The 26,396-nt window shown below is 70.3% G+C and carries 24 protein-coding genes and 1 pseudogene; 13 read left to right on the top strand and 12 right to left on the bottom strand.

Features of this window, described 5'->3' with window-relative positions; genetic code table 11:
* Position 1: 1 nt before the first annotated feature.
* Both AB5J50_RS17520 and AB5J50_RS17515 read left to right on the top strand, forming a co-directional pair.
* Positions 2-907 (top strand): ribonuclease Z, encoded by a 906-nt coding sequence (locus AB5J50_RS17520; protein WP_369259121.1) that lies wholly within the window; start codon positions 2-4, stop codon positions 905-907.
* A 20-nt stretch (positions 908-927) separates the two neighbouring features.
* Entirely contained in the window at positions 928-1,929 is a 1,002-nt protein-coding gene (locus AB5J50_RS17515; RefSeq protein WP_327428629.1) for an adenosine deaminase, read from the top strand.
* Here the strand turns inward: AB5J50_RS17515 and AB5J50_RS17510 are convergent.
* A complete protein-coding gene (locus tag AB5J50_RS17510; protein WP_369259119.1) occupies positions 1,926-3,188 on the bottom strand; it encodes an MFS transporter in 1,263 nt (420 codons plus the stop codon). The two genes, AB5J50_RS17515 and AB5J50_RS17510, sit on opposite strands and share 4 nt — an antisense overlap.
* Before the next feature lie 455 nt (positions 3,189-3,643).
* Between AB5J50_RS17510 and AB5J50_RS17505 the strand changes: the two genes are divergently transcribed.
* The 5 genes from AB5J50_RS17505 (at position 3,644) to AB5J50_RS17485 (ending at position 8,200) form a co-directional block, all read left to right on the top strand.
* Positions 3,644-4,753: a carbohydrate kinase family protein gene (locus tag AB5J50_RS17505; protein ID WP_369259117.1), complete on the top strand. Its 1,110-nt coding sequence runs from the start codon at positions 3,644-3,646 to the stop codon at positions 4,751-4,753.
* Between the two features lie 116 nt (positions 4,754-4,869).
* On the top strand, positions 4,870-5,937 hold the full coding sequence (locus AB5J50_RS17500; protein ID WP_327428626.1) for a PhoH family protein: 1,068 nt from the start codon (positions 4,870-4,872) through the stop codon (positions 5,935-5,937).
* 12 nt (positions 5,938-5,949) lie between these two features.
* Complete coding sequence (ybeY, locus tag AB5J50_RS17495) at positions 5,950-6,447, top strand: rRNA maturation RNase YbeY (protein WP_327428625.1); 498 nt, start codon at positions 5,950-5,952, stop codon at positions 6,445-6,447.
* Entirely contained in the window at positions 6,444-7,754 is a 1,311-nt protein-coding gene (locus AB5J50_RS17490; protein WP_369259114.1) for a hemolysin family protein, read from the top strand. The genes ybeY and AB5J50_RS17490 overlap by 4 nt, the downstream gene beginning before the upstream one ends.
* An 86-nt stretch (positions 7,755-7,840) precedes the next feature.
* Positions 7,841-8,200 carry an MmcQ/YjbR family DNA-binding protein gene (locus AB5J50_RS17485; RefSeq protein WP_327428623.1) on the top strand — a complete coding sequence of 120 codons (360 nt, stop codon included), beginning with the start codon at positions 7,841-7,843 and terminating at the stop codon, positions 8,198-8,200.
* A 4-nt stretch (positions 8,201-8,204) separates the two neighbouring features.
* Here AB5J50_RS17485 and AB5J50_RS17480 read toward each other — a convergent pair whose 3' ends face one another.
* Entirely contained in the window at positions 8,205-9,701 is a 1,497-nt protein-coding gene (locus tag AB5J50_RS17480) for an MFS transporter (protein ID WP_369259112.1), read from the bottom strand.
* 91 nt (positions 9,702-9,792) lie between these two features.
* Here AB5J50_RS17480 and AB5J50_RS17475 point away from each other — a divergent pair, with 91 nt between their 5' ends.
* Complete coding sequence (locus tag AB5J50_RS17475; RefSeq protein ID WP_369259110.1) at positions 9,793-10,668, top strand: helix-turn-helix transcriptional regulator; 876 nt, start codon at positions 9,793-9,795, stop codon at positions 10,666-10,668.
* 75 nt (positions 10,669-10,743) lie between these two features.
* Positions 10,744-11,097 carry a cytidine deaminase gene (locus AB5J50_RS17470; RefSeq protein WP_369259108.1) on the top strand — a complete coding sequence of 118 codons (354 nt, stop codon included), beginning with the start codon at positions 10,744-10,746 and terminating at the stop codon, positions 11,095-11,097.
* A 242-nt stretch (positions 11,098-11,339) separates the two neighbouring features.
* On the opposite strand, the gene AB5J50_RS17465 is transcribed toward AB5J50_RS17470, so the two are convergent.
* Both AB5J50_RS17465 and era read right to left on the bottom strand, forming a co-directional pair.
* Positions 11,340-11,891 (bottom strand): DinB family protein, encoded by a 552-nt coding sequence (locus AB5J50_RS17465; RefSeq protein ID WP_369259106.1) that lies wholly within the window; start codon positions 11,889-11,891, stop codon positions 11,340-11,342.
* Positions 11,892-11,958: 67 nt separating this feature from the next.
* Positions 11,959-12,918 carry a GTPase Era gene (gene era / locus AB5J50_RS17460; protein ID WP_327428618.1) on the bottom strand — a complete coding sequence of 320 codons (960 nt, stop codon included), beginning with the start codon at positions 12,916-12,918 and terminating at the stop codon, positions 11,959-11,961.
* Positions 12,919-13,094: 176 nt separating this feature from the next.
* On the opposite strand from era, the gene AB5J50_RS17455 reads away from it, so the two are divergent.
* Both AB5J50_RS17455 and AB5J50_RS17450 read left to right on the top strand, forming a co-directional pair.
* Positions 13,095-14,402, top strand: coding sequence for an ammonium transporter (locus tag AB5J50_RS17455; RefSeq protein WP_369259103.1), 1,308 nt, complete (start codon positions 13,095-13,097; stop codon positions 14,400-14,402).
* Entirely contained in the window at positions 14,399-14,737 is a 339-nt protein-coding gene (locus tag AB5J50_RS17450; RefSeq protein WP_327428616.1) for a P-II family nitrogen regulator, read from the top strand. Before AB5J50_RS17455 ends, AB5J50_RS17450 begins: the two co-directional genes overlap by 4 nt.
* On the opposite strand, the pseudogene AB5J50_RS17445 reads toward AB5J50_RS17450, so the two are convergent.
* The 4 genes and pseudogenes from AB5J50_RS17445 to AB5J50_RS17430 form a co-directional block, all read right to left on the bottom strand.
* Positions 14,634-15,650, bottom strand: a pseudogene (locus AB5J50_RS17445) (DUF916 domain-containing protein); the annotation flags it as partial. The gene AB5J50_RS17450 and the pseudogene AB5J50_RS17445 sit on opposite strands and share 104 nt — an antisense overlap.
* A 71-nt stretch (positions 15,651-15,721) precedes the next feature.
* On the bottom strand, positions 15,722-17,047 hold the full coding sequence (locus AB5J50_RS17440) for a beta-xylosidase (RefSeq protein ID WP_369259101.1): 1,326 nt from the start codon (positions 17,045-17,047) through the stop codon (positions 15,722-15,724).
* A gap of 237 nt (positions 17,048-17,284) precedes the next feature.
* Positions 17,285-17,761, bottom strand: coding sequence for a hypothetical protein (locus AB5J50_RS17435; protein ID WP_369259099.1), 477 nt, complete (start codon positions 17,759-17,761; stop codon positions 17,285-17,287).
* 384 nt (positions 17,762-18,145) lie between these two features.
* Entirely contained in the window at positions 18,146-18,982 is an 837-nt protein-coding gene (locus AB5J50_RS17430) for a helix-turn-helix transcriptional regulator (RefSeq protein ID WP_369259097.1), read from the bottom strand.
* 157 nt (positions 18,983-19,139) lie between these two features.
* Here AB5J50_RS17430 and AB5J50_RS17425 point away from each other — a divergent pair, with 157 nt between their 5' ends.
* Positions 19,140-19,997, top strand: a complete 858-nt coding sequence (locus AB5J50_RS17425) for an NAD-dependent epimerase/dehydratase family protein (protein WP_369259095.1) — start codon at positions 19,140-19,142, stop codon at positions 19,995-19,997.
* 22 nt (positions 19,998-20,019) lie between these two features.
* Here AB5J50_RS17425 and AB5J50_RS17420 read toward each other — a convergent pair whose 3' ends face one another.
* The 4 genes from AB5J50_RS17420 to AB5J50_RS17405 form a co-directional block, all read right to left on the bottom strand.
* On the bottom strand, positions 20,020-21,282 hold the full coding sequence (locus AB5J50_RS17420; RefSeq protein WP_369259093.1) for an MFS transporter: 1,263 nt from the start codon (positions 21,280-21,282) through the stop codon (positions 20,020-20,022).
* Positions 21,279-22,625, bottom strand: coding sequence for a GH1 family beta-glucosidase (locus AB5J50_RS17415; RefSeq protein WP_369259091.1), 1,347 nt, complete (start codon positions 22,623-22,625; stop codon positions 21,279-21,281). Before AB5J50_RS17415 ends, AB5J50_RS17420 begins: the two co-directional genes overlap by 4 nt.
* A 174-nt stretch (positions 22,626-22,799) precedes the next feature.
* Entirely contained in the window at positions 22,800-23,066 is a 267-nt protein-coding gene (locus AB5J50_RS17410) for a protealysin inhibitor emfourin (RefSeq protein WP_369259089.1), read from the bottom strand.
* Between the two features lie 32 nt (positions 23,067-23,098).
* Positions 23,099-24,169: a M4 family metallopeptidase gene (locus tag AB5J50_RS17405; protein WP_369259087.1), complete on the bottom strand. Its 1,071-nt coding sequence runs from the start codon at positions 24,167-24,169 to the stop codon at positions 23,099-23,101.
* A gap of 330 nt (positions 24,170-24,499) precedes the next feature.
* Between AB5J50_RS17405 and leuA the strand changes: the two genes are divergently transcribed.
* Complete coding sequence (gene leuA, locus AB5J50_RS17400; protein WP_369259085.1) at positions 24,500-26,239, top strand: 2-isopropylmalate synthase; 1,740 nt, start codon at positions 24,500-24,502, stop codon at positions 26,237-26,239.
* Positions 26,240-26,396: the final 157 nt, after the last annotated feature.

Genomic DNA, 26,396 nt, shown 5'->3' with positions numbered 1-26,396 from the left:
CTTGTCCGTACGTGAATTGGTGGTCCTCGGCACCGCCAGCCAGGTCCCGACCCGGCACCGCAACCACAACGGCTATCTGCTGCGCTGGGACGGCGAGGGACTGCTCTTCGATCCCGGCGAGGGCACGCAGCGCCAGATGCTGCGTGCCGGGGTCGCCGCGCACGACCTGCACCGGATCTGTGTCACCCACTTCCACGGGGACCACTCGCTCGGGCTCGCCGGCGTGATCCAGCGCATCAACCTCGACCGCGTACCGCACGAGGTGACCGCGCACTATCCGCACTCCGGCCAGCGGTTCTTCGACCGGCTGCGCTACGCCACCGCCTACCGCGAGACCGTCGCCCTGACTCAGGCGCCGGTCGCGGCGGACGGAGTGATCGCGACCACGCCCTCGTACACCCTGGAGGCCCGGAAGCTCTCCCACCCCGTCGAGTCCTTCGGATACCGGCTGGTCGAGGCGGACGGGCGGCGGATACTGCCGCAGCTGCTCGCGGAGCACGGGATCAAGGGGCCGGACGTCGGACGGATCCAGCGGGAGGGCGCGCTGGGCGACGTCTCGCTCGACGACGTCAGCGAGCTGCGGCGCGGCCAGCGGTTCGCGTTCGTCATGGACACCCGGCTGTGCGACGGCGTGCAGGCGCTGGCCGAGGGATGCGACCTGCTCGTCATCGAGTCGACCTTCCTCGACGAGGACGAGCAACTCGCCATCGACCACGGCCACTTGACGGCTGGTCAGGCGGGACGGGTGGCCAAGGACGCCGGCGTACGGCATCTCGTGCTCACCCACTTCAGCCAGCGCTACTCCGAGCCCGACGAGTTCGAGCGGCAGGCGCGCGCCGCCGGGTTCGAGGGGGAGCTGACGGTGGCGCACGATCTGCTGAGGGTGCCGGTTCCGAAGCGTCGGTGAATCGCCCTTACCATGCTTTGATGTCCCTCCCCAAGGCTGAACTGCACCTGCACATCGAAGGCACCCTCGAACCCGAGCTGGCCTTCGCGCTCGCCGCGCGCAACGGCGTCACGCTGCCGTACGCGGACACCGAGGAGCTGCGCAAGGCGTATCTCTTCGACGATCTCCAGTCGTTCCTGAACCTGTACTACGAGCTCATGGCCGTACTGCGGACGGAACAGGACTTCGCCGACCTGGCCGACGCCTACCTGGCGCGGGCCGCGGCGCAGGGCGTGCGGCACGCGGAGATCTTCTTCGACCCGCAGGCGCACATCGCCCGCGGGGTGGCCATGGGGACGGTCGTCGAGGGCCTGCACCGCGCGCTCTCGCGCAGCGAGGACACACATGGCATCTCCACACAGCTGATCATGTGTTTCCTGCGGGACGAGTCCGCCGAGTCGGCCCTGGAGACGCTGGAGGCCGCGAAGCCCTACCTCGACCGGATCGTCGGCATCGGCCTCGACTCCGCCGAGGTCGGACACCCGCCGGTCAAGTTCCGCGAGGTGTACGAGGCCGCCGCCGCGCTCGGTCTGCGACGCGTCGCGCACGCCGGCGAGGAGGGCCCGCCCGCGTACATCACCGAGGCCCTCGACGTCCTCGGCGTCGAGCGCATCGACCACGGGCTGCGCTGCATGGAGGACCCCGAGCTCGTCGAGCGGCTCGTACGGGAGCGGATCCCGCTCACACTCTGCCCGCTGTCGAACGTACGGCTGCGCGCGGTGGACGTCCTGGAGGACCACCCGCTGCCCGCCATGATGGACGCCGGGCTGCTGTGCACCGTCAACTCCGACGACCCCGCGTACTTCGGCGGCTACGTCGGCGACACCTTCCACGCCGTGCACGAAGCACTCGGCCTGGACCAGGAGCGGCAGCGGGAGCTGGCACGCAACTCGTTCGAGGCGTCCTTCCTGGAGCACGACGAGGCGCGGCGGGCCCGGTACATCGCCGAGGTCGAGGCGTACGAGTTCGACCTGCGCGACTAGACGGCCTGCTTGTACGTGGTTCCGGGCCCCGGTGCGGCTGCCGCCTGCCGGGGTCCCGCCATGTCGTACGCCGTCCGCCCGGCGGGCACGGCCTCCAACGGGATCTCGACGACCGGGTGTTCCTGCGGGGTGCCGCGCCTCGGACGGAGCGCCACGGCCGTCAGGGGGACGGTGACGAGCAGCAGGCCGAGTGCCAGGATCACGCCCATCCCCGGGTAACCCGCCCACGCGGAGAGCAGACTGCCGGCGAGCGGGCCGCACGCCGTGCCGAGCGAGGAGGCCGAGCCGACCAGGACCGCCCACCGCCCGCGCGGATCCAGTGAGGCCGCGAGGCCGATCACATACGAGAGCACGACCGGGTAGAGCGTGTTCCAGGCGATCTCGCCCGTCGCGAAGGACGTCAGGTCGCCGGCCGCCGCACTGAGCGCGATACAGCCGGCGATCAGGGCCGTACCGGCGCCGATGGGCAATGCGCTGCCGAGCCGCGGGCCCAGCGCGCCCGCGCCGATCACACCCAGCAGCCCCGCGCCGAGCGCCACCGCGAACACCGCGCCGACGGTCACTTCGGTGAGCCCCGCCTGTGTCAGACCGATGCGGCCGCTGACACCCCAGAGGGAGTTCTGCGCGAGGGACCAGAAGAACAGGGCGGCGGCGAGGACCAGGCCCGAACGGAAGTGAGGGAGGGGGTCGGTGGTGCGGAGCGACTGGGACGCGGGTGCGGGAGTGCGGGTGGGGAGGCGCCGGGTCACGGGCAGCACCAGCAGCGCCGTGCAGGCGACCGCGGCGAGCGGGAGGCCGTGGGCCGGGCCCAGGTGGGGGATCGTCAGATACAGCGCGCCCGCGAGGCCGGAGACACCGAGCAGGCCCAGGGTCGTCGTCCGGTGGGGGTCCCGCTGGGCGGCCACGCCGGTCGCGGCGACCGTGGTGGCCGTACCCGAGCCGAAGCCTCCGGCGAGGGCGCCGGCGATGACCAGGGGGACGGTCGTGGTGAGCGCGGCGGTGCCGTAGCCGACGGCCGCGAGGAGCAGGCCCGTGCGGGCCAGTGTGCGGGGGCCGAAGCGGTCGACGCGGGAGGCGAGCAGGAACCCGGCTGTCGCCGAACTCAGCAGCAGTGCGCTGCCGATGGCGCCGGCCTGGGTGGCCGAGAGCGGGAGGCCTGCGTCCAGTCTGCCGACTGTGGTCGGCAGCAGGTACGCGGACAGGTACCCGGCCGTGAAAAGGGCGACGAGGGGCCAGGGGGTGGTGGTGCGGGCGGACACGGGCGTTCCCAGGGCATGCGAAAGGAGCGGCTCAATCAGGGGGGTGGGCGGCTGTCGATGGACAGGAACGCGCGGGCAATTTGTATCAAGGGGGTGGGGGTGCGAAGAAGGTGGGGTGGTGTGATGTGGGGCACGTTGCGTTTGGGGCGGGGGTGCACGGGTAAACGGGCCTTCTTTCGCCCCCGCCGCCCCTACCCGTCCCATCCTTCTGGGGCTCCGCCCCAGACCCCGTGGGTTGTTCGTCGGCTGCGGGTGGGTGGGGGCTTGTCGCGCCCCGCGGCGGAGCCGCAAATGTCACAGCCCCGCGCCCCTTAAGGGGCGCGGGGAACTGCGCGATCTTTCAGGGGCGCCCCACCCACCCGCACCCGACACACAACCCCCAAGGTCGAAGGGGCGGAGCCTGTGGGCGGTGTGGTGCACACTGGCCAGGTCCGCACCACGTCAGGGAGCGCATCGTGATCGCGTCCAACGGAGAGCGACCGTTCAGCCAGGCCCACGTCGACCCGCTCGCCGGGCTGCGCACCCCCCAGGACCCGCCCTGGGACGTCTATCTCACGGGCACGGTCTTCTTGGACATCATCTTCACCGGGCTCGATTCCGCCCCCGTGCGGGGGACGGAGTCCTGGGCGCGGGGGATGGGCTCCAGCCCCGGCGGAGTCGCCAACATGGCGACCGCCCTGGCCCGGCTGGGGCTGAAGACCTCCCTCGCCGCGGCCTTCGGGGACGACCACTACGGGGAGTACTGCTGGGACGCCCTGGAGCAGGGCGAGGGCATCGACCTCTCCCCGTCGCGCACCGTACCCGGCTGGCACTCCCCGGTCACCGTGTCCATGGCGTACGAGGGCGAGCGCACGATGGTCAGCCACGGCCACGAGCCACCCCCGGAGGAACCCGCACCGGAACACGCCCCACGCGCGCGTGCCGCCGTGGCCTCGCTGACCCCGGGCACGCGCGCGCCCTGGATCGCCCAGGCCGCCCGCGAGGGCACCCGGCTCTTCGCCGACGTCGGCTGGGACGACACCGGCCGCTGGGACCTGGCGGGCCTGGCCGATCTCGAACACTGCGAGGCGTTCCTGCCGAACGCGGAGGAGGCGATGCGGTACACCCGCGCCGACTGCCCGCGCGCGGCGGCACACGCGCTCACCGCGTACGTACCGCTGGCGGTCGTCACCCTCGGTTCGGAGGGCGCGTACGCCGTGGACGGCCGTACCGGCGAGAGCGCCGAGGTCCCGGCGATCGCGGTCGAGGCCATGGACCCCACCGGCGCCGGTGACGTGTTCGTCGCCGGCTTCGTCATGGGCACCCTCGCCGACTGGCCCCTCGCCGACCGCCTCGCCTTCGCCGGCCTCACCGCCGCCCTCTCCGTCCAGGAGTTCGGGGGGTCGCTGTCGGCGCCCGGCTGGTCCGAGATCGCGGCGTGGTGGCGCCGCGTCCAGTCGGTCGACGCCCAGGACCCGACGGCCCTGAGCCGGTACGCCTTCCTGGAGGGCCTGCTGCCGGAGGTGACCCGCCCGTGGCCACTGCGGCGGGCGGTACCCACGATCGGGTTCGGACGCTCGGCGTGAGCTGAGGAAAAGCCCTACGGCTCTGTCAGTGCGGCGACGTACGCTGGGAACCGCAAGGCTGCCCATGTGGCAAGCGTGCCGACCGAGGAGGATACGCAGGCCTACAGAGCCGGCCCATGACTCAGACACCCACAGCTCACACCCCCGCGCAGGGGCAGGCGCGAGCGCACTTCACAGTCCCCGCCCAGCACCCCATGGTGACCGTGCTGGGGTCCGGCGACTCCCTCCTGCGCGTGATTGAGAAGGCCTTCCCGGCGGCCGACATACACGTCCGGGGCAATGAGATCAGCGCGGTCGGCGATGCCCGTGAAGTCGCCCTCGTCCAGCGCCTGTTCGACGAGATGATGCTGGTGCTCCGCACGGGCCAGCCGATGACGGAGGACGCAGTGGAACGCTCGATCGCCATGCTCAGGGCGAGCGAGAACGGGGAGGGCGACGGCCAGGAGACTCCGGCCGAAGTGCTCACGCAGAACATCCTGTCCTCGCGAGGCCGCACCATCCGCCCCAAGACGCTCAACCAGAAGCGGTACGTCGACGCCATCGACAAGCACACCATCGTCTTCGGCATCGGCCCCGCCGGTACGGGCAAGACGTATCTCGCCATGGCGAAGGCCGTGCAGGCGCTCCAGTCCAAGCAGGTCAACCGGATCATCCTCACCCGCCCCGCGGTCGAGGCCGGCGAGCGGCTCGGATTCCTGCCGGGCACGCTGTACGAGAAGATCGACCCCTACCTGCGCCCGCTCTACGACGCGCTGCACGACATGCTCGACCCGGATTCGATCCCGCGGCTCATGGCGGCCGGGACCATCGAGGTCGCGCCGCTCGCCTACATGCGCGGCCGCACGCTGAACGACGCCTTCATCATCCTCGACGAGGCGCAGAACACCAGCGCCGAGCAGATGAAGATGTTCCTCACCCGCCTCGGCTTCGACTCGAAGATCGTGGTCACGGGTGACGTGACGCAGGTCGACCTGCCGACCGGCACGAAGTCGGGTCTGCGCCAGGTCCAGGACATCCTGGAGGGCGTCGCCGACGTCCACTTCTCGCGGCTCACGTCCCACGATGTCGTACGGCACAAGCTGGTCGGCCGTATCGTCGACGCGTACGAGAAGTACGACAGCGAGAACGGCACCGAGAACGGCTCCCACAAGGGCCGCGGAAGAGCCGGCCACAAGGGGAAGTAGAACAGCACGCCCATGTCGATCGACGTCAACAACGAGTCCGGAACCGAGGTCGACGAGCAGGCGATCCTCGACATCGCCCGCTACGCGCTCGCGCGGATGCGCATCCACCCGCTCTCCGAGCTCTCGGTGATCGTCGTGGACGGCGACGCCATGGAGCAGCTGCACATCCAGTGGATGGACCTGCCCGGCCCGACGGATGTCATGTCCTTCCCGATGGACGAGCTGCGCCCGCCGTCCAAGGACGACGACGAGCCGCCGCAGGGGCTGCTCGGTGACATCGTGCTCTGCCCGGAGGTCGCCGAGCGGCAGGGCAAGGAAGCCGCGACGCAGCACTCCATGGACGAGGAGCTCCAGCTCCTCACCGTCCATGGAGTGCTGCACCTGCTCGGCTACGACCACGAGGAAGCGGACGAGAAGGCCGAGATGTTCGGTCTGCAGGCCGCCATCGTGGACGGCTGGCGCGCGGAGAAGGGCATGACGGGCCCCTCACCGGCCCCGACCGTTTCATGAGTCCGCAACTCGTCCTCGGCGCCGTCCTGCTGGTCGTCGTCGCCTGGCTCGCCGCCTGCGCGGAGGCGGGCCTCGCGCGCGTCTCCAGCTTCCGCGCCGAGGAAGCCGTACGCAGCGGCCGGCGCGGCAGCGCCAAGCTCGCCCAGGTGGCCGCCGACCCGACCCGCTATCTGAACGTGGCGCTGCTCGTGCGGGTGGCCTGCGAGATGGCCGCCGCCGCGCTCGTCACGTACGCCTGCCTGAAGGAGTTCGACCAGACCTGGCAGGCGCTGGCCGTCGCGATCGGGGTCATGGTCCTCGTCTCGTACGTCGCGGTCGGCGTCTCCCCGCGCACCATCGGCCGCCAGCACCCGCTGAACACGGCGACGGCGGCCGCGTACATCCTGCTGCCACTGGCGCGGGTGATGGGGCCGATCCCGCCCCTCCTCATCCTCATCGGCAACGCGCTCACGCCCGGCAAGGGCTTCCGGCGCGGCCCCTTCGCCTCCGAGGCCGAGCTGCGCGCGCTGGTCGACCTCGCCGAGGCGGAGTCGCTGATCGAGGACGAGGAGCGCCGCATGGTGCACTCGGTCTTCGAGCTGGGCGACACCCTCGTACGGGAAGTGATGGTGCCGAGGACCGACCTCGTCGTCATCGAGCGGTACAAGACCATCCGCCAGGCCCTCACCCTCGCCCTGCGCTCCGGTTTCTCGCGCATCCCCGTCACCGGGGAGAACGAGGACGACATCGTCGGGATCGTGTATCTGAAGGACCTGGCCCGCAAGACGCACATCAGCCGCGACGCCGAGTCCGAGCTGGTGTCGACGGCCATGCGGCCCGCCACCTTCGTACCCGACACCAAGAACGCGGGCGATCTGCTGCGCGAGATGCAGCAGGAGCGCAACCACGTCGCCGTCGTCATCGACGAGTACGGCGGCACGGCCGGCATCGTCACCATCGAGGACATCCTGGAAGAGATCGTCGGCGAGATCACCGACGAGTACGACCGCGAGCTGCCGCCCGTCCAGGATCTGGGCGACGACCGCTACCGGGTGACCGCCCGCCTCGACATCGGCGACGTCGGCGAGCTGTACGGCTTCGAGGCGTACGACGACGAGGACGTGGAGACCGTCGGCGGGCTGCTGGCCAAGGCGCTCGGCAGGGTTCCGATCGCCGGGGCCTCGTCGGTGGTCGAACTGCCCGACGGGCGCGAGCTGCGGCTGACCGCGGAGTCCGCGGCGGGGCGACGGAACAAGATCGTCACGGTGCTCGTCGAGCCGGTCGGCCCGGTGGATCCGGAGCCGTCGGAGGACGAAAAACCAGAGTGACCTTCTGAGGACGAAAAACCGGAGTGACGTCTGAGGACGAAAAACCGGAGCGAACCCGTGAACCCTTCCGAGGAGGAGAAGCCGGAGTGACCCCGCAGCAGCTGCGCGCGTTCTGCCTGTCCTTCAACGCGACCGTCGAGGACTTCCCCTTCAACCCGGAGACCTCGGTCTTCAAGGTGCTGGGCAAGCTCTTCGCGCTGAGCAATCTGGGCGCGCGCCCGCTCACGGTCAATCTGAAGTGCGACCCGGAGGACGCGGTCCGGCTGCGCGGCGAGCACCCGGGGCTGATCATCCCCGGCTATCACATGAACAAGCGGCACTGGAACACGGTGACCGTCGACGGCGAACTCCCGGACCGTATGGTCCGGGAGCTCATCGAGGATTCGTACGATCTCGTCGTCGCCGGTCTGCCGAAGGCCGAGCGCCTCCGACTCGACCGCCCCTGAGGCCTCAGGCCTCGGCCGTCCCCGAGCGGCGGCGGCCGAGTCCGACCGCGATCAGCACCGCCGCCGCCAGGACGATCGCCGTGTCCAGGGCGAGAACCGTGCGGACACCGGTCATCAGGTCGTCAGACGTCGTCGCGAGGACACCGAGCAGCGGGATGCCGATCGTGAGGCCGACCTGCTGGGTGGAGGTCACCAGGCCGGTGGCCAGGCCCTGTTCCTCGTTCGGCACGCCCGAGGTGACGGTCAGGCCGTACGAGATGATCGCGCCGAGGTGGCACATGCTGGCCAGGCCGACCGCGGCGGTGGCGAGCCAGACGGACCAGGTGTGCGTGTTCAGCAGCACCAGCGTCGCCACGAACAGGCCCTGACCGGCCAGCGAGCCGACCAGCGTACGGCGGGCGCCGAAGCGGCCGATGACCTTCGGGGCGTACATCCCGGCGAGCGCCGACACGGCACCCTGGAAGCCGAAGATCAGGCCCGTCTCGAAGGCGGAGAGGCCGAGCGTCTCCTGGAGGTACAGGGTCATGACGAAGACCACCGTCGACATCATCGAGAAGGTGACCAGACCGCCCAGGTTGCCCCACGCCACCGTGCGGCGGCGCAGCATGGGGAGGCTGACGAGCGGGGAGTGGGCGCGGGACTCGACGTACCCGAACGCGGCCAGCAGGAGCACGCCCGTGACGAGGGTCGCGATGACGTCGACGCCGCCGAAGCCGCGGTCCGCCGCCGTCGACAGGGCGTAGATCAGGGCCAGCAGACCGCCGGTGACGGTGACAGCGCCGGGGATGTCCAGGCGGGGGCGGTCAGGGGTGCGGGACTCGGGAAGCAGGCCCGGCGCCAGCGGCAGCACGATCAGCGCGAAGACCGTCAGCAGGCCCATCGTCGAGCGCCAGCCCAGTACGTCGGTGAGGACGCCGCCCGCGACCATGCCGACCGTGAAGCCGAGCGACAGCAGCGTGCCGGCGATGCCCAGGGCGCGGTCGCGCGCCGGGCCCTCCGGGAAGGTCGTCGTCAGCAGCGACATGGCCGTCGGCACGATCGTCGCGGCGGCCAGGCCCTGCAACGCCCGCCCGGCCAGGAACGACGCCGGGTCCCAGGCGAAGGTCGCCAGCAGCGAGGCCGTACCGAAGAGGGCGAGGCCCGCCAGGAAGAGCTTGCGGCGGCCGTACAGGTCGCCTATGCGGCCGAAGAGCAGCAGGAAGCCGCCGGACGGCAGTGCGAAGGCCGTGACCGCCCACTGGAGCGCGGACGGGCTCATGCCCAGGTCCTTGCCGAGTACGGGCAGCGCCACGTTCAGGACGGAGAAGTCGAGCGCGACCATGAACTGTGCCGCGCAGAGGACGAAGAGGACGAGCTTGTCGCGGGTCGACAGCCGGGTGCCGAGCGGGGGTTGGGGGTTCGGGGGGTTCTGCACGGGGGGTGTGTGCGCGGAAGTGGTGATGGTTCCGGTGGTGCTTCCGGTGGTGGTTTGAGTGGTGGTTTCGGTCGTGTCGATCGCCATGGGCAAGAGCTTCCGACGATCGGAACAACCGTGGGGAGCGGGAACTTATGCTGGTGGTCGCACCACCAGTCACCAACAGGGGGATTCGCACGTGACGGAGGACGCGCTCAGGACCAACCGGCGGCGGGAGCTGCGGGACTTCCTGATGAGCCGCCGGGCCAGGGTGTCACCGACGGAGGCCGGACTGCCCGACGGCGGGGCCCGCCGCCGCACCCCCGGTCTGCGCCGCGAGGAGGTCGCGGTGCTCGCGGGTGTCGGCGCCTCCTGGTACCAGTGGCTGGAGCAGGGGCGGGACATCTCCGTCTCGCCGCAGGTACTCGACGCGGTCGCCCGGGTGCTGCGGCTCAGCAACGCCGAGCGACGCCATCTGTATCTGCTCGCCGGGCTGAACCCGCCCGCACCGGAGGTCGCGCCCGAGGTCCGGGACATGTGCGACGGGCTGCGGCGGCTGATCGACACCTGGATGCCGTATCCGGCGCACATCATGGACCCGTACTACAACTGCGTGATGTACAACGACGCCGCCGGGATGGTTCTCGGCATGCGGCCCGGCAACACGCAGAACTGCATCATCGACTTCTTCACCGACCCGCTCTACCGGGGCCGGTCCCGGACCTGGGAGGTGAACGCGCACACGGTCGTCGCGCAGTTCCGGGCGTCCTGCGCCGCCGCGCCCGACGACGAGGGGTACCAGGAGGTGCTGGCCCAACTCCGGGAGGTCAGCGAGGAGTTCACCGAGCTGTGGGAGCGGCGGGACATCCAGGACGCGGGCCAGATCCGCAAGGAGCTCGACCATCCGGTGGTCGGGCTGCTCGCCGTCGAGTCCACCGCCATGAAGGTGCCGGCGCGGCCCGATCTCACCATCGTGTTGCATACGCCGCTGCCGGAGGCGAACACGGCGGCGAAGCTGGAGTGGCTGGCTTCGCCCGAGGGGCGGCGGGGGTCGATGTATCCCGTTGCCGGGTGACTCCCTTTCGGCAGGGCTCCCTTCGGCAAGGCCCCCTTCGGCGGGGTGTGCGTCGATACTTCGTATGCTCAGGGCATGACCGACAGCAGCGCGCTTGACCCCGAGGACCGCAAGATCGTGACTTTGGCCCGTTCCGTGCGGGCTCGTAATGGTGCGCCCGAGGGGGCGGCCGTGCGGGACGAGACGGGACGTACGTATGTCGCCGGCACCGTGGCTTTGCCTTCGTTGCGGTTGAGTGCGTTGCAGACTGCGGTGGCTATGGCGGTGGCGTCCGGGGCGAAGTCGTTGGAGGCGGCGGCTGTTGTGTCCGAGGCGGAGGGGGCCTCGGAGGAGGATCGGGCGGCTGTGCGGGACCTTGGCGGGGCCGGGACGCCGGTGCTCGTGGCTGGGCCTGACGGGGCTGTGCGGGTCGTCGTCACCGCGGGCTGAGTCTCGCCCCCGCCGCCCCTACCCGTCCCATCCCGTTCCTGGGGGCTGCGCCCCCAGACCCCCCTGAAAGATTGCGCCGTTCCCCGCGCCCCTGAATGCGTCTGCGGGACGGTGGGGGTTGCTCGCGCAGTTCCCCGCGCCCCTAAAAGCAGGGGGTTGCGCCCGGGGTCTTTTCAGGGGCGCGGGGAACTGCGCGACCAGCCCCCACTCACCCGCAGTCAAACGAACAACCCCGCGGAGCGTCAGCGTGGTGGGTCCTCGCCCACCAAGCCGTCCACCGACTCTCTGATGAGGTCCGCGTGGCCCACATGCCGCGCGTACTCCTCGATGAGGTCGATGAGGATGCGGCGGAGGCTGGGGGCGCGGCCGTCGGGCCAGTGGCGGTCGGCCAGGCGGTCGAGGCCGCCGTCGGACAGGGCCTGGGCGACCAGGGTGCGGGAGCGGGCCACCGTCTCCTGCCACAGGGTGTAGAGCTGGTCCGGGGTGTCCTCGGCGGCCGAGTGCCAGGTCCAGTCGGGGTCGGTGTCCCAGTCCGCCGTGTCGAAGGGGGGACTGGGCCGGCGTCCGAAGAGGCGGCCGGAGAAGTAGTCGTCCTCTACATGGGCCAGGTGCTTGAGCAGTCCGCCCAAGGTGATCGAGGAGACGCCCACCGTCGCTCTCAGGCCGGCCGCGTCCAGCCCACCGCACTTCCACGCCAGCGTCGCCCGCTGCCGTTCCAGGGAGCCCAGCAGGGTCGCGGTCTCGTCACCCGCGACGGGGGGCTCCGGATGCACGTGCTCGTCCACGTAGGTCATGGGCCGGGAGTGTAGGCGGGCCCACTGACAACGCGGAGGGAGACGAGGAGACGGAGACGGCTACGGCTCAGAAGCCCAGCTTGCGCAGCTGTCGGGGGTCCCGCTGCCAGTCCTTGGCGACCTTCACATGCAGGTCGAGGAAGACCGGAGTGCCCAGCAGCGCCTCGATCTGCTTGCGGGACTTGATGCCGACCTCCTTCAGGCGCTTGCCCTTGGGGCCGATGATGATGCCCTTCTGGCTGGGGCGCTCGATGTAGACGAAGGCGTGGATGTCGAGGAGGGGCTTGTCGGCGGGGCGGTCCTCGCGGGGCAGCATTTCCTCGACGACGACGGCGATGGAGTGCGGGAGCTCGTCCCGTACGCCCTCCAGGGCCGCCTCGCGGATCAGCTCCGCGATCATGACCTGCTCGGGCTCGTCCGTGAGGTCGCCCTCGGGGTAGAGGGCCGGGCCCTCCGGGAGGAGGGGAACGAGCAGGTCGGCCAGCAGGTCCACCTGCTTGTCGCCGACCGCCGAGACGGGGACGATCTCGGCCCACTCGAAGCCCAGCTCCTTGCCGAGCTGGTCGATCGCGATGAGCTGCTCGGCGAGGGTCTTGCTGTCGACGAGGTCGGTCTTGGTGACGATCGCGACCTTCGGCGTCTTCTTGATGGACGCCAGTTCCTTCGCGATGAACCGGTCGCCGGGGCCGAGCTTCTCGTTCGCCGGCAGGCAGAAGCCGATGACGTCGACCTCGGCCCACGTCGTGCGGACCACGTCGTTCAGGCGCTGGCCAAGGAGCGTGCGCGGCTTGTGCAGCCCGGGGGTGTCCACCAGGATCAGCTGGGCGTCGGGCCGGTGCACGATGCCGCGTACCGTGTGCCGCGTCGTCTGCGGCTGGTCCGCGGTGATCGCCACCTTCTGGCCGACCAGAGCATTCGTAAGGGTGGACTTGCCCGCGTTGGGGCGGCCCACGAAGCAGGCGAAGCCGGCGCGGTGGGGGGCCTCGGACGGCTCGGATGACGGGGTACGAACGCTCATGGCGCCCATTGTCCCTGATCCACAAGCCCCCGCCGCACGCCGAGTGCCCCTGGATGCTTCCGCGGGGCCCGGTGAGCTTCCGGAAACCCCCGCGCAACACGAAACACGCCGGAAACGCGTATGTGCACAACCGGAAACGCGAGCCCGTGACGCTCTGACGACGCCCCCACCCCGTTGGAGAGACCGTGACCCTGGCCGCCGCCCAGATCGACACCGGCGACACCGCCTGGCTGCTCGCCGCCACCGCGCTCGTCCTTCTGATGACGCCGGGCCTCGCCCTGTTCTACGGCGGCATGGTCCGCACGAAGAGCGTCCTCAACATGCTGATGATGAGCTTCGTGTCGATCGCCCTGGTCACGGTGGTGTGGCTGGCCGCCGGATACTCGCTCGCGTTCGGCGACGACGCCTTCGGCGGGCTCATCGGGGGGCTGGATCACGCCGGAATGGCCGGTCTCGGGCCGGACAGCGTCCAGGGAACCGTCCCCACCCTTCTCTTCGCCACCTTCCAGCTGACCTTCGCGATCATCACCGCCGCGCTGATCAGTGGTGCGATCGCGGACCGCGCGAAGTTCGGCGCGTGGCTGGTCTTCGTGCCGGTCTGGGCGCTGCTCGTATACGTTCCCGTCACCCACTGGGTGTGGGGCCCCGGCGGCTGGATCATGGACAAGCTGGGCGCACTGGACTTCGCGGGCGGTCTTCCGGTCGAAATCACCTCGGGCGCCTCCGGACTCGCCCTCTGCCTGGTCCTCGGCCCGCGCCTCGGCTTCAAGAAGGACGCCATGCGGCCGCACAACCTGCCGATGGTGATGCTGGGCGCCGGTCTGCTGTGGTTCGGCTGGTTCGGCTTCAACGCGGGATCCGCGCTGGGCGCCAACGGTCTGGCCGCCGCCGCCTTCCTCAACACCCTCGCCGCCGGCTGCACCGGCCTGCTCGGCTGGCTCTTCGTGGAGCAGAAGCGCGACGGCCACCCCACCACGCTCGGCGCCGCGTCCGGCGCGGTCGCGGGCCTGGTGGCCATCACCCCGTCCTGCGGGTCCGTGTCGATGGTGGGCGCGCTGGTCGTCGGACTAGCCGCCGGCGTCGTCTGCTCGTACGCCGTGAGCTGGAAGTTCAAGCTGAACTACGACGACTCGCTGGACGTCGTCGGCGTGCACCTGGTCGGCGGGATCATCGGCACGCTGCTCATCGGGGTCTTCGCGACGGAGACGATGACGGGTGGCGCCGAGGGTCTCCTCTACGGCGGCGGGCTCGGCCAGCTCGGCAAGCAGGTGGTCGCGGTCGTGGCCGTCGCGGCGTACGCCTTCGCCGTCACGTACGGGATCGGCAAGCTGATCGACAAGGTCATGGGCTTCCGCGCGAGCGAGGACGAGGAGTACACCGGCCTGGACCTTACGGTGCACGCCGAGAGCGCCTACGATCACGGGGTCCTGGGCCACGGTGCCCCGGTCTCGTCATCCGTCTCCACCGCGCAGAAGGTCAAGACCCAGGCATGAAGCTCATCACCGCGATCGTCAAGCCGTACCGCCTCGACGAGGTCAAGACCGCCCTCCAGGAAATCGGCGTGCACGGACTGACCGTGACCGAGGCCAGCGGGTACGGGCGTCAGCGCGGGCACACCGAGGTGTACCGCGGCGCCGAGTACCAGGTGGACCTCGTCCCCAAGGCCCGTATCGAGGTCGTCGTCGAGGACGCCGACTCGGAGGCCGTCATCGAGGCGATCGTGAAGGCGGCGCAGACCGGGAAGATCGGGGACGGGAAGGTGTGGGCGGTGCCGGTGGAGACCGTCGTACGGGTACGGACGGGCGAGCGCGGCCCCGACGCACTCTGATCACCACCGCCGCGGCCACGATCCCCACCCCCACGACCACCGCGACCAGCCAGGGCAACGCGAAGAACGACGCGCTCGCCGACTCGCGGGTGCCCGGGGCGCTGGCGGTCAACTTCACGTCGCCCCAGTCGAGTTGAGGGGCCCCGTACCACGGCTCGGTCAGCCGGACCCGCTGCCCGGGCAGCAGCTCCGAGGGGATCTTGGTCAGCCCCCGCGACAGCAGCGTACGGCCGAAGAGGCCCTCGGCCCTGAGCCGCACCTTCGGATTCAGGGTCACGTTGCCCGTGTTGTGCAGGGTGTACGAGATGGTGGCCGTGCTGTCGCCGATGCCGGGGACCAGGGGCTGGTGGTGGGCGATGTGGACCTTCTCGACGGCGATGGCGGGGACCGTCGGGCCGCCGACGCGGAGGTAGATCCGGGCGCCGACCGCCCGCTGCACCCCGACCTGGAAGGTCCCGTCGCCCGTGTCGACGCGTTCGTCGAGGGCGACCAGTGCGCCCGGATGGTCGCCGGGCTCGGCCTTCTCGGGCACCTTGAGCGTGAACGGCACGGTGACCGTGCCGTGCGCGGGAACCGTCACCCGGGAGCGCGCGGGCCGCGCCCACGCGCCGACCCCCCGCTGCTTCTCCTTCACGGTGCGCACGGCGAACCCGCCGTCGCGCGCGGTGTTGTAGGCGTCGGCCGCGTACAGCCGGAAACTCAGCGGCTTGCCCGTCTTGTTGGCGACGGCGACCTTGTCCTTGATGGTCTGTCCGGGGTCGGCCGAGAGATAGAAGTAGGGCCGCGCGGCGATGCGTGAGGCGACGGGGTAGACGGACCAGCTGCCGTTGTCGGCGGCGTACGACGGCGCCGGAAAGCAGCCCAGCAGCGCGGTCAGGAGTGCGGTCAGGAGGAGGACGTGCAGCTTGCGCATGGGTGCGGACCCCCACGGACGAGGTGGACGGGCGGGTGCGCGCCCGGCCACGGAAGGTGCGGACGGACGGATCAGCTGAGCGTCAGCGTGAGCACTCCGGAGTACGATCCCGGCGCCGTGAACTGCGGTACGTTCAGCGACAGTTGGGCGTCGACAGTGAACTCACCACCGGTGAGCGTGGCTGCCGGGGCGGACGCCAGCGTCGCTCCCGAACTCCCCACGGTGCCGGGCGAACCGGCCTGGCAGGTGCTCGGGCTCCCGGCCTTGGTGACACACGCCGGGGTCCAACTGAGCTGCCCGGCATCGATCTTGGCGCCGGGAGCGGTGAAATCGGTGACCTTGCCGGTCAGGGACCAGCCCGCGGGTCCGCCGCGGAAGTCCTGGACGGTGACCGTCCGCAGATCGCCGGTCGAGGGCCCGCCCTTGCCGAAGTCGACCGCCTTCAGCGTGACGGAGTCCCCGGCCTGCGACATCGACAGCTTCCCCGGGTTCACCGTGGTGGTGAGCTTCTGGGCGTTGTCGGGGATGGGCGTGTTGTCGATGACGGTGTACGCGGCAGGCCCCGCGCCCAGGTCGCTACTCCACGCGGCTCCCTCGTATGCCACGACGCCTGTCGTCGTCTTGTCGTTGACGACCAGAGGACCGCTGATGGCACCCGAAGCGTCCGCGGTCACCGTCGCGGTGTCCCCGGTCTGACTGGCACCCGACCGTCCGGCGAGCGTGACGGTCGCGCCCGGGGTGAAGTTGCTGCCGGTGACGGTCACGCTGTCACCGGGGTTCCCGGAGGCCGAACCCAGCTGGATGGCACGGGTGTTGGGCTGGGGTGCGTCCGCCGCGGTGATCGTCTCGGAGACGGGCGCGGGCGGGTTGGTGACCGTGCAGGGCGTGTCCAGCTCCAGGACGTAGCTGGTGTGGATGTTGTAGTCGCCGGGCGAGAGGGTGATGGCACCGGGCGCGGTGACCGTGAAGGTGCCGGTCATCTCGAACCCCGGGAAGGGCGCGTTGCCCGCCACCGGATCGTTCTTCTTCTCTCCGACGACCGTGACGTCACCGGTCTGGGCGCCGCCCAGGGTCACCTTGCCGCTCGGCGTCATGATGTCGGCCGGCAGGCTGATCGAGGTGGGATTGCTCGCGGCGGGCGTCACCACCTTGTAGGTCACCTTGACGGTGTCGCCGACCTTGGGGCTGGCGTTGTCCACCGTGATGATCGCGGTGGTGGTGCCGTCGATCGGCGGGATCCCCGCGACCGCCGGCGGGATGCAGTGCGTGGCGAAGTCCACATTGGTGGCGGCCCCCGCCGGGGCGGCCAGCGCGCCCCCCGCGGCGACCGCGAGAGCGGTCACCCCGAGCAGCGCCGCCCAGCGGCGTCTTCGGGTTGTCGAACCCGTGGTTGACATGGTTGTTGCCCCCTCCTGAGGGTTGCGGGCGCAGCGGCTCTTCTGCGCCGACAGGGGGCCATTGATGTGCGGGTTGTGTGAGAAGTCAATGGAGGGCAGGTACGGTAACTGATGACCCATCAGTTTCTGTCATGGTCATTGGGGGTCGTCATCAACTCCGGTTGGCCGCACGGTGGTTGATGATGGGGAACCGGTGCCGCTGCGCGCGGGCGGCACCGGTCTTCGCACCTGCGGGGTTTACTCGAACACGAACGGGCTCGGGGACTGTGCCGCATCCGCCGTGCAGGTGATGGTGATGCCGAAGACCACCATCTGCAGGGAGCCGCCGTATGCCTCAAGGCTGTCGCCGGGGGCGACGGTGCCGTCCAGGGGGCCCACCGAGACTCCGCCGCCCGCGGCGATGGCGGGGTTCTTCGTGCCGGTGAAGGCGGTGGTGCCGCCGCTCGCGTTCACCATGGTCAGGGTGGAGGTGATCGAGTCCTGGGCGATGCTGATCGGGGCCGTGATCTCGGTGGAGCTGAGGGTGATGGTCGCGGCCGTGCCGTTCTGGGTGGCGGTGAGGGTGGCTTCGCCGCTGCCGCCGATGCTGCAGGTTGCGTTGATGGTGGCTGTCTGGGGGGTGACGGCCGCGGCGGTGGGCGCGAAGGCCAGGCCGGTCGCGGCGAGGGTGCCGGCGGCTAACGCCGCGGTGATTCCGAGTCGCTTGCCTCTCATTGGATTCCCTTCCCTTGTACGGGAATTGCCATGTGGGGATGGTCGGGGCGGAGCCGTCCGTGCGTATCTGACGGTCCGTCGGAATGTGCGGTTCCATTGATGCGCGGGTGGCTTGGGGTTGCAAGGGATGCCCGACGGATTCCTTCAACGCTCATCAAAACTGGCCGAAGTTGAGCCATGGGCCGGGTTCCTCGCCCCCGCCGCCCCTACCCGTCCCATCCCCAGGGGCTCTGCCCCTTCGACCCCGTGGGGGCCGTTCGCGCAGTTCCCCGCGCCCCTGAAAGGGGCGCGGGGAACTGCGCAATCTTTTAGGGGGGTCTGGGGGCGCAGCCCCCAGGAAGGGATGGGACGGGTAGGGGCGGCGGGGGCGAGGAAACCCGGCGGTCACGGGTGGGTCGGGGTCATGTTCTGGAGGCCCAGTACGCGGAGGAGTTGGAGGCGTTCGTGGGTGGCGGTGCCGGGGCGGGCTGTGTGGACTATCAGGAGTTGGTTGTCGCCGGAAGCGAGGAGGATTTCGCAGTCCAGGTCGAGCAGGCCGACGGTGGGGTGCTGGAATCTCTTCGTCGAGGCGCGGCGTACCGCGACCTCGTGTGAGTCCCACAGGGCCGCGAACTCCTCGCTCGCGGCGCGGAGTTCGGACACCAGGGCCGTCGGCGCCGGATCGTTCGGGCGGGCCGCGGTGACCGCGCGCAGATTGGCGACGTGGGCGCGGGCATGCTCGGCGTGGTCCTCGGGCGGGAAGAGGGCACGGGCGCGAGGGTCGGTGAAGAAGCGGCGTACGACATTGCGTTCCGTGCCCGCCTCACCGACGAGCGCCGCCGCCATCGCGTTCTGGGCGAGCACATCGCCGTAGTCGGTCATGACCTGCGCGGGCGCGTCGTGCAGCCGGTCCAGGATCAGCAGCAGACCGGGACGGACGTGCGTCGCGGCGCTCTCGGCGCGCGGGGGTTCCTCGCCGGCCAGGTGGAACAGGTGGTTCCGTTCGTCGCCGGTGAGGCGGAGCGCCCGCGCCAGCGCGCCGAGCATCTGGCGGGAGGGGCGGGGGCCACGGGACTGTTCGAGCCGCGTGTAGTAGTCGACGGACATGCCCGCGAGCGCCGCCACCTCCTCGCGGCGCAGACCCGGCGTACGGCGTCGGGCACCGGCCGCGAGGCCCACGTCGGAGGGTTCCAGCCGGGCGCGGCTGCGGCGCAGGAAGTCGGCGAGTTCGGCTCGGTTCACCTCTCCAGCCTGGCCGAAGCCGCCCGTCTTATCCAGGGACTGCCGGTCCCCGGACAAGGAGGTCTCTCCCGCCGTGCCCGGCCCGGGCCGAAGCTCGACACCGAGGCCCCGGGGAACGAGGCATCGACCAACCATCTACTGACAGGAGTGCATCATCATGCTGACTTTGGTGACAGGAACCACCGGTGAAGTCGGGCGCCGCTTCGTCCCCCGACTGCTCAGCCAGGCACCCCAGGGTGATCACGTACGGGTCCTGGTCCGCGACGAGTCCAAGGTGGCCGCCCTCGCCGACCTCGGCGCCCAGGTCGTGGTCGGTGACCTGCGGGACTCCGGGGCGCTCGGCAAGGCCCTCGCGGGCGTCGACGCGGTGGTGAACATCGCGGCCGCCTTCCGTGGCGTACCGGACGAGGAGGCCAGGGCGGTCAACCGTGACGCCGCGCTGGAGCTGGGGCGGGCCTCCGTCGCCTCGGGCGTGCGCCGGTTCGTGCAGGTCAGCACGAACCTCGTGTACGGGACGGGCCGAGGGCGTCCGCACACCGAGGAGGACCCGACGGTGCCCGGCGGCCTGATGTGGGGGGCGTACCCGGAGTCGAAGGCGGAGGCGGAGCGAGGCCTCCTCGCCCTGGACGGCGGCATGGACGTGCGGATCGGGCGGCTCGCGTTCGTCTACGGCGAGGGCGACCCGCATCTGGCCGCGTCCATGAGGTGGGCCGCGCACTGGGCCTCCACCCAGCGACTCCAAATGGTCCACCACGCGGATGTCGCCCAGGGCCTCCGCCGCCTCCTGTACGCCCCGGGCGCGGACGGCGGGATCTACAACATCGCCGACGACGCCCCCGTCACCACCGTCGACCTCCACCAGCTCAACGGCGCCGAGATCCCGCCCGCCCTGTACGAGCGCACGGACCCCGACCCCTGGCTCGGCATCGTCTCCACGGCCCGCATCCGCCGCGACCTGGGCTTCCGCCCGCTGTACCCGTCGGTGTGGACCGCCCAGGACGCCGGCGCCCTGTGACCGCGCGGTCCGCTCAGCCCGCTCAGTCCACGCCCTTGATCCGTCCCACCAGCACCGCCCCCGCGAGGCCGATCACCGCCGCCACCAGGTACAGCACCCGGTAGCCGCCGAGGTACGTGACGATCGGGGCGGCCAGCGCGGGCGCGGCGACCTGGGGGAGGGCGTTGGCGATGTTGATGACGCCGAGGTCCTTGCCGCGGTCCAGGGCCTTGGGCAGGACGTCGGTCATCAGGGCGAAGTCGACGGAGGTGAAGACGCCGAAGCCGATGCCCAGGACCGCCGCCGCGACGATCGCGCCGGGCCAGGTCTGCCAGCCGGCCAGCGCCGCCGTGGCCACCGCCATCAGGACGCCGGACCAGATCACGAACGGTTTGCGGCGGCCCAGCCGGTCCGACCACACCCCGCCCACCACGACGGTGGCGAGCAGCGTGACACCGTTCACGGCCGTGAGGATCAGCACGCCCTGTTCCGGGTCGTCGTAGTGCAGGCGGTCTCTCAGGTAGTAGAGCAGGTAGAGGAGTACGAGGGCGTTGCTCAGGTTGATCAGGAAGCGGGTCAGCCAGGCCCAGCCGAGGTCGGGGTGGCGGCGCGGGCTCAGCCAGAACGAGGTCAGGAAGGTGCGCCAGGACCACGCCGGGCGGGCCGACTCGGGAAGGCGCAGGTCCTGATAGCGGAGTACGTACGGCAGGATGCCCACCAGGGTGAACACCGCGCACGCCGCGTACCCGCCGCCCGTGCCTCCCGCCACCGTCGCCAGACCCGTGCCGCCGACCACACCCAGGATCTGCGCCGCGCCCAGCCAGCCGCCCACGGAACCCCGTTGGAGCCGCGGAACCCGGTCGGGGACGGCCGCCGTGACCGCGGCGAAGGCGGCGTTCAGGGTGAGCTGGACCAGACACCAGCCGAGCGCCATCATCCAGACGCCGTCCGCGCCCGCCAGAAGCAGCAGCGACAGGGCGCCGCCGGCCGCGCCCGCCACGATCCACGGCGTGCGGCGGCCCCAGCGCGCGGTCGTGCGGTCGGACAGAGCACCGAACAGCGGGTTGGCGACCAGCGAGACGACCGCGCCGGCACCCGTGACCCACGCCAGCATCGTCTCCTTCGACATGCCGGTGCCGGGCGCGAAGTCCTCCGCCTGGGAGGCGAGGAGGATCTGGAGGGGGCCGTACCAGCCCACCCAGATCGCCCCGTTGGCGAGCGAGAGTGCCGTGGTCCAGCCCCGGCCGACCCGCTCCACGGGCTCGGCCAGCGCCCCGACGGGTATGACCGGGTCGGCCGCCGTCATCTCTCTGCCTGCGCCCGCGTCTGCGCCCGCAGGGCGTCCCGCAGCCAGGCGTACGACGCCTTGGGGGTGCGTTCCAGCGTCTCGTAGTCGACGTGGACGAGGCCGAAGCGGCGCGCGTATCCCTCCGCCCACTCGAAGTTGTCCATCAGCGACCACACGAAGTAGCCGCGTACGTCGACGCCCTGCTCCAACGCCCGGTGCAGCGCCCGGACATGACCGTCCAGGAACGTGATCCGCTCCTGGTCGTCGATGCCGTCGTACGAGCAGCCGTTCTCGGTGATGACCACGGGCGGGAGCCGGTCGCCGTACCGCTCGTGGAAGCCCACCAGCAGCTCCGTGAGCGCCTCCGGGACGACCGGCCAGCCGAAGTCGGTGACCGGGTAACCCTCCAGTTCGCGGACGGAAAAGGGGAGTTCGGCGGGCAGGGTCAGTCCGCTGAACTCGATCTCCTCGCCCTCGGGGGCTCCCACCTTGGTCGGCTGGTAGTAGTTGATCCCGTACCAGTCGATCGGCTCGGCGATGACCTTCAGGTCCGCTTCGACATCGCCCGGCATCAACTCGCCGATGCCCTCCGGGTATTGGCCCAGCAGCAGCGGGTCCGCGAACAGGCGGTTCAGGAGGATGTCGTAGAAGTCGGCGGCCTCCACGTCCTCGGTGCGGCGGGATGCCGCCCAGGTCGGGCCGTGCGAGTTGGCGATGCCGATGTCGGTGGCTCCGGCCGCGCGCAGGGACCGTACGGCGAGGCCGTGGGCGAGGAGCTGGTGGTGGGCCACCGGCAGCGCGTCGAACAGGAGCTGCTTGCCGGGGGCGTGTGCGCCGAGCGCGTGGCCCAACAGGGTGTGTTCGGCGGGCTCGTTGAGGGTGATCCACTTCTTCACGCGGTCGCCGAGACGGGCGGCGACGACGGCGGCGTACTCCGCGAAGCGTTCGGCGGTGTCCCGGTTCAGCCAGCCGCCGCCCTCTTCCAGGTCCAGCGGCAGGTCCCAGTGGAAGAGGGTCGGTACGGGGCGGATGCCGGCCGCGGTCAGTTCGTCCACCAGGCGGTCGTAGAAGTCGAGGCCGCCGGGGGAGTTCACGCGTGGCCAGGAGATGGAGAAGCGGTACGCGTCCACTCCGAGGCCCGCTATGAGGGCGACGTCCTCTTCGTAGCGGTGGTAGTGGTCGCAGGCCACCGCGGCCGTGGAGGCGTCCTTGATGTGGCCGGGGCCGGCGGTGAAGGCGTCCCATACCGAGGGGGCGCGTTGGTCGGCCGCGCCCTCGATCTGGTGGGCCGAGGTGGATACGCCCCAGAGGAAGCCGGGCGGGAACTGCGGTAGGGGGTTCGTCGCCATGCGCGCGATCATCCTTACCGGCGGTAATGGAAGTCAACGGTGTGGCGTGAACTAGGGGTTACGGCTTTTCGCGGGGCGCCTAGGGGGTGGGGTGGTGCTGTGATTGCGCGACTGCGGGCCGTCTGTGGCTGGTCGCGCCCACGCGGCGGAGCCGCATATGTCACAGCCCCGCGCCCCTGAAGGGCGCTACGCGCCTTCCTTCAGGACCCTGGTGATCAGTTGCCGTTGGGCCTCCGTCAGTCTCGGGTCGGCGGCGTGCACCGTCTTCCCGTCCACCGTGATCTCGTAGCTGAAGCCGTCCGGGACGCCGATGGAGGGGGCGCCCCGGCCGGAGGCCATTGCCTGTTCGGCCAGGGCGTGCCACTCGTGGGCGTCGGGGCGGCCCGTGGTGTCGACCTCCGCATGGCGTTCGATGCCCGCGAAACCGCCCGTACGCCTCACCTGAATACGCATGGGTCCTGTCTAGTACGTGGAGCCCCGAAGGGCTACGTGGTCGGTACGCCGACCTGCTCCCAGGCCTTCGTCACGGCCTGGAGTTCCTCGCCCTCGTTGTACCGGGAGCGCGCCGCGGCGAGTGTGAGTCGCGCGAAGTCCGAGAACAGGGCCTGCTGGGGCAGCTCGCCGCCGGTGAGGACGTCGTACCAGATCTGGCCCGCCCGTTCCCAGGCGTGGCCGCCGAGCGCCTCGGCGACGAGGTAGAAGGCGTGGTTGGGGATGCCGGAGTTGATGTGGACCCCGCCGTTGTCGCGGCCGGTGCGGACGTAGTGGTCCATCGTCGCGGGCTGCGGGTCCTTGCCGAGCACGTCGTCGTCGTACGCGCTGCCCGGTTCCTTCATGGAGCGCAGGGCGGTGCCGCTGACGCGCGGGGCGAGCAGGCCCGCGCCGATCAGCCAGTCGGCCTCGGCGGCGGTCTGGCCGAGCGTGTACTGCTTGATCAGTGAGCCGAAGACGTCCGACATGGACTCGTTCAGGGCGCCCGGCTGGCCGAAGTAGGTGAGGTTCGCCGTGTACTGGGTGACGCCGTGGGTCAGCTCGTGGCCGATGACGTCGACCGGGATGGTGAAGTCGAGGAAGATCTCGCCGTCACCGTCGCCGAACACCATCTGCTCGCCGTTCCAGAAGGCGTTGTTGTAGTTCACGTCGAAGTGCACGGTGGCGTCGAGCGGCAGGCCCTCGCCGTTGATCGAGTTGCGCTGGTACGCCTTCAGGTACAGCTCGAAGGTCGCGCCGAGACCGGCGTACGCGCGGTTGACGGTGGCGTCCTTGCCCGGCTTGTCGCCCTCGCCGCGGACCTTCTTGCCGGGCAGATCCTGGTGGTGGCGGGCGTCGTAGATCGTGCGGTGCGGCTTCGACTCCTCCGCTTCCTTGGGCGGGGCGACGGCCGGAGCGCCGAGGACGGTGGTCAGCCGGCGGTGGGTGCGCTCGTAGGCGTCGCGCTCCAGGGTCTGGCGTGCGGGTCCGGAGAGCGCGGGGTCCTCGTGCTGGGCGAGCTTGTCGAGGACGTGGGGCGGGACGATGGTGCAGAAGACGGGCTCGAAGCCCCCGTGGGTCGTCATGCCCGGCACCCTTGCACTGAGTTATGCCGCTGTCACTACCTGCAACCATGATTGGTGAAATGGGGCAATAAGGAGCCTCGGAGTCCGGGTGAAAGTGGTATGGAGCACTTTTTGTCCCGTTTGTTCCTTTTGGCCTCTCGGTCCCGCATACTGATACAGCCCCCCGTACGGAGCGTGGCTCGGCTAGGCTGCGGAGCATCATGCGTTTCGGGCTGCTTCTCCTTAGCTGCCGCGGCGAGGGCCTGTAGTCGAGGCCGACCCCCTCCCCGCGGAGTCTGGCGTTGCGCCGTCGGCCGTCCTTTCGGACACCCACCGAGGAGCCCACGCATCATGGCGAACAGCCAGACCCGCCGCAATCGTCAGCAGCCCACCTCCATGCCGGTGCACAAGTACGGCCAGTACGACCAGGTCGACATCGCCGACCGCAGCTGGCCGGAGCAGCGGATCACCACCGCCCCCCGCTGGCTCTCCACCGACCTGCGTGACGGCAACCAGGCCCTGATCGATCCCATGTCGCCCGCGCGCAAGCGTGAGATGTTCGACCTGCTGGTCAAGATGGGCTACAAGGAGATCGAGGTCGGCTTCCCCGCGTCGGGACAGACGGACTTCGACTTCGTGCGCTCGATCATCGAGGAAGAGGGCGCGATCCCGGACGACGTGACGATCTCCGTACTGACCCAGGCCCGCGAGGACCTGATCGAGCGGACCGTCGAGTCGCTGAAGGGCGCCAAGCGCGCCACCGTGCACCTGTACAACGCCACCGCCCCGGTCTTCCGCCGGGTCGTCTTCCGCGGCTCCAAGGACCAGATCAAGCAGATCGCCGTCGACGGCACGCGCCTGGTCATGGAGTACGCCGAGAAGCTGCTGGGCCCCGAGACCGAGTTCGGCTACCAGTACAGCCCCGAGATCTTCACCGACACCGAGCTGGACTTCGCCCTGGAGGTCTGCGAGGCCGTCATGGACGTCTGGCAGCCCGGCCCGGGCCGCGAGATCATCCTCAACCTGCCCGCCACGGTGGAGCGTTCGACCCCCTCCACGCACGCGGACCGCTTCGAGTGGATGGGCCGCAACCTGACCCGCCGCGAGTACGTCGTCCTGTCGATCCACCCGCACAACGACCGCGGTACGGCCGTCGCCGCCGCCGAGCTGGCGCTGATGGCCGGCGCCGACCGCGTCGAGGGCTGCCTGTTCGGCCAGGGCGAGCGCACCGGCAACGTCGACCTGGTCACCCTGGGCATGAACCTGTTCTCGCAGGGCGTCGACCCGCAGATCGACTTCTCCGACATCGACGAGATCCGTCGTACGTGGGAGTACTGCAACCAGATGGAGATCCACCCGCGCCACCCGTACGTGGGCGATCTGGTCTACACGTCCTTCTCCGGCTCCCACCAGGACGCCATCAAGAAGGGCTTCGACGCGATGGAGGCCGACGCGGCAGCCAAGGGCGTCACCGTCGACGACATCGAGTGGGCCGTCCCGTACCTGCCGATCGACCCGAAGGACGTCGGCCGCTCCTACGAGGCCGTCATCCGCGTGAACTCGCAGTCCGGCAAGGGCGGTATCGCGTACGTCCTGAAGAACGACCACAAGCTGGACCTGCCGCGCCGGATGCAGATCGAGTTCTCGAAGATCATCCAGACCAAGACGGACGCCGAGGGCGGCGAGGTCACGCCGAAGGACATCTGGGCGACCTTCCAGGACGAGTACCTGCCGAACCCCGAGAACCCGTGGGGTCGTATCCAGGTCAAGACCGGCCAGTCCACGACGGACAAGGACGGCGTGGACACGCTCACGGTCGAGGCTTCGGTCGACGGCACGGACACCGTCCTGACCGGTACCGGCAACGGTCCGATCTCCGCGTTCTTCGACGCCCTGCAGTCCATCGGCATCGACGTACGCCTGCTGGACTACCAGGAGCACACGATGAGCGAGGGTGCCTCCGCGCAGGCCGCCTCGTACATCGAATGCGCGATCGGCGACAAGGTTCTGTGGGGAATCGGCATCGACGCGAATACGACACGTGCTTCGCTGAAGGCCGTCGTCTCCGCCGTCAACCGCGCGGCCCGCTGACGACCCTGACCGGCGCTTTTCGGGCCCCGTCCGCCTTTCCAGGCGGGCGGGGCCCCGTCGTTTACCGGCCAATCCGCGTGGAGGTCACGAGCAGGTCTCGTCCGGGGTACTGACTCCGCATCAACAATGTGGCTAACATCACGCCAGCGCGGCGATG

Origin of the sequence: Streptomyces sp. R35 (genome assembly GCF_041053035.1) — a bacterium.
GTDB lineage: Bacteria > Actinomycetota > Actinomycetes > Streptomycetales > Streptomycetaceae > Streptomyces > Streptomyces lutosisoli.
This window is presented reverse-complemented; position numbering and strand designations above follow the sequence as displayed.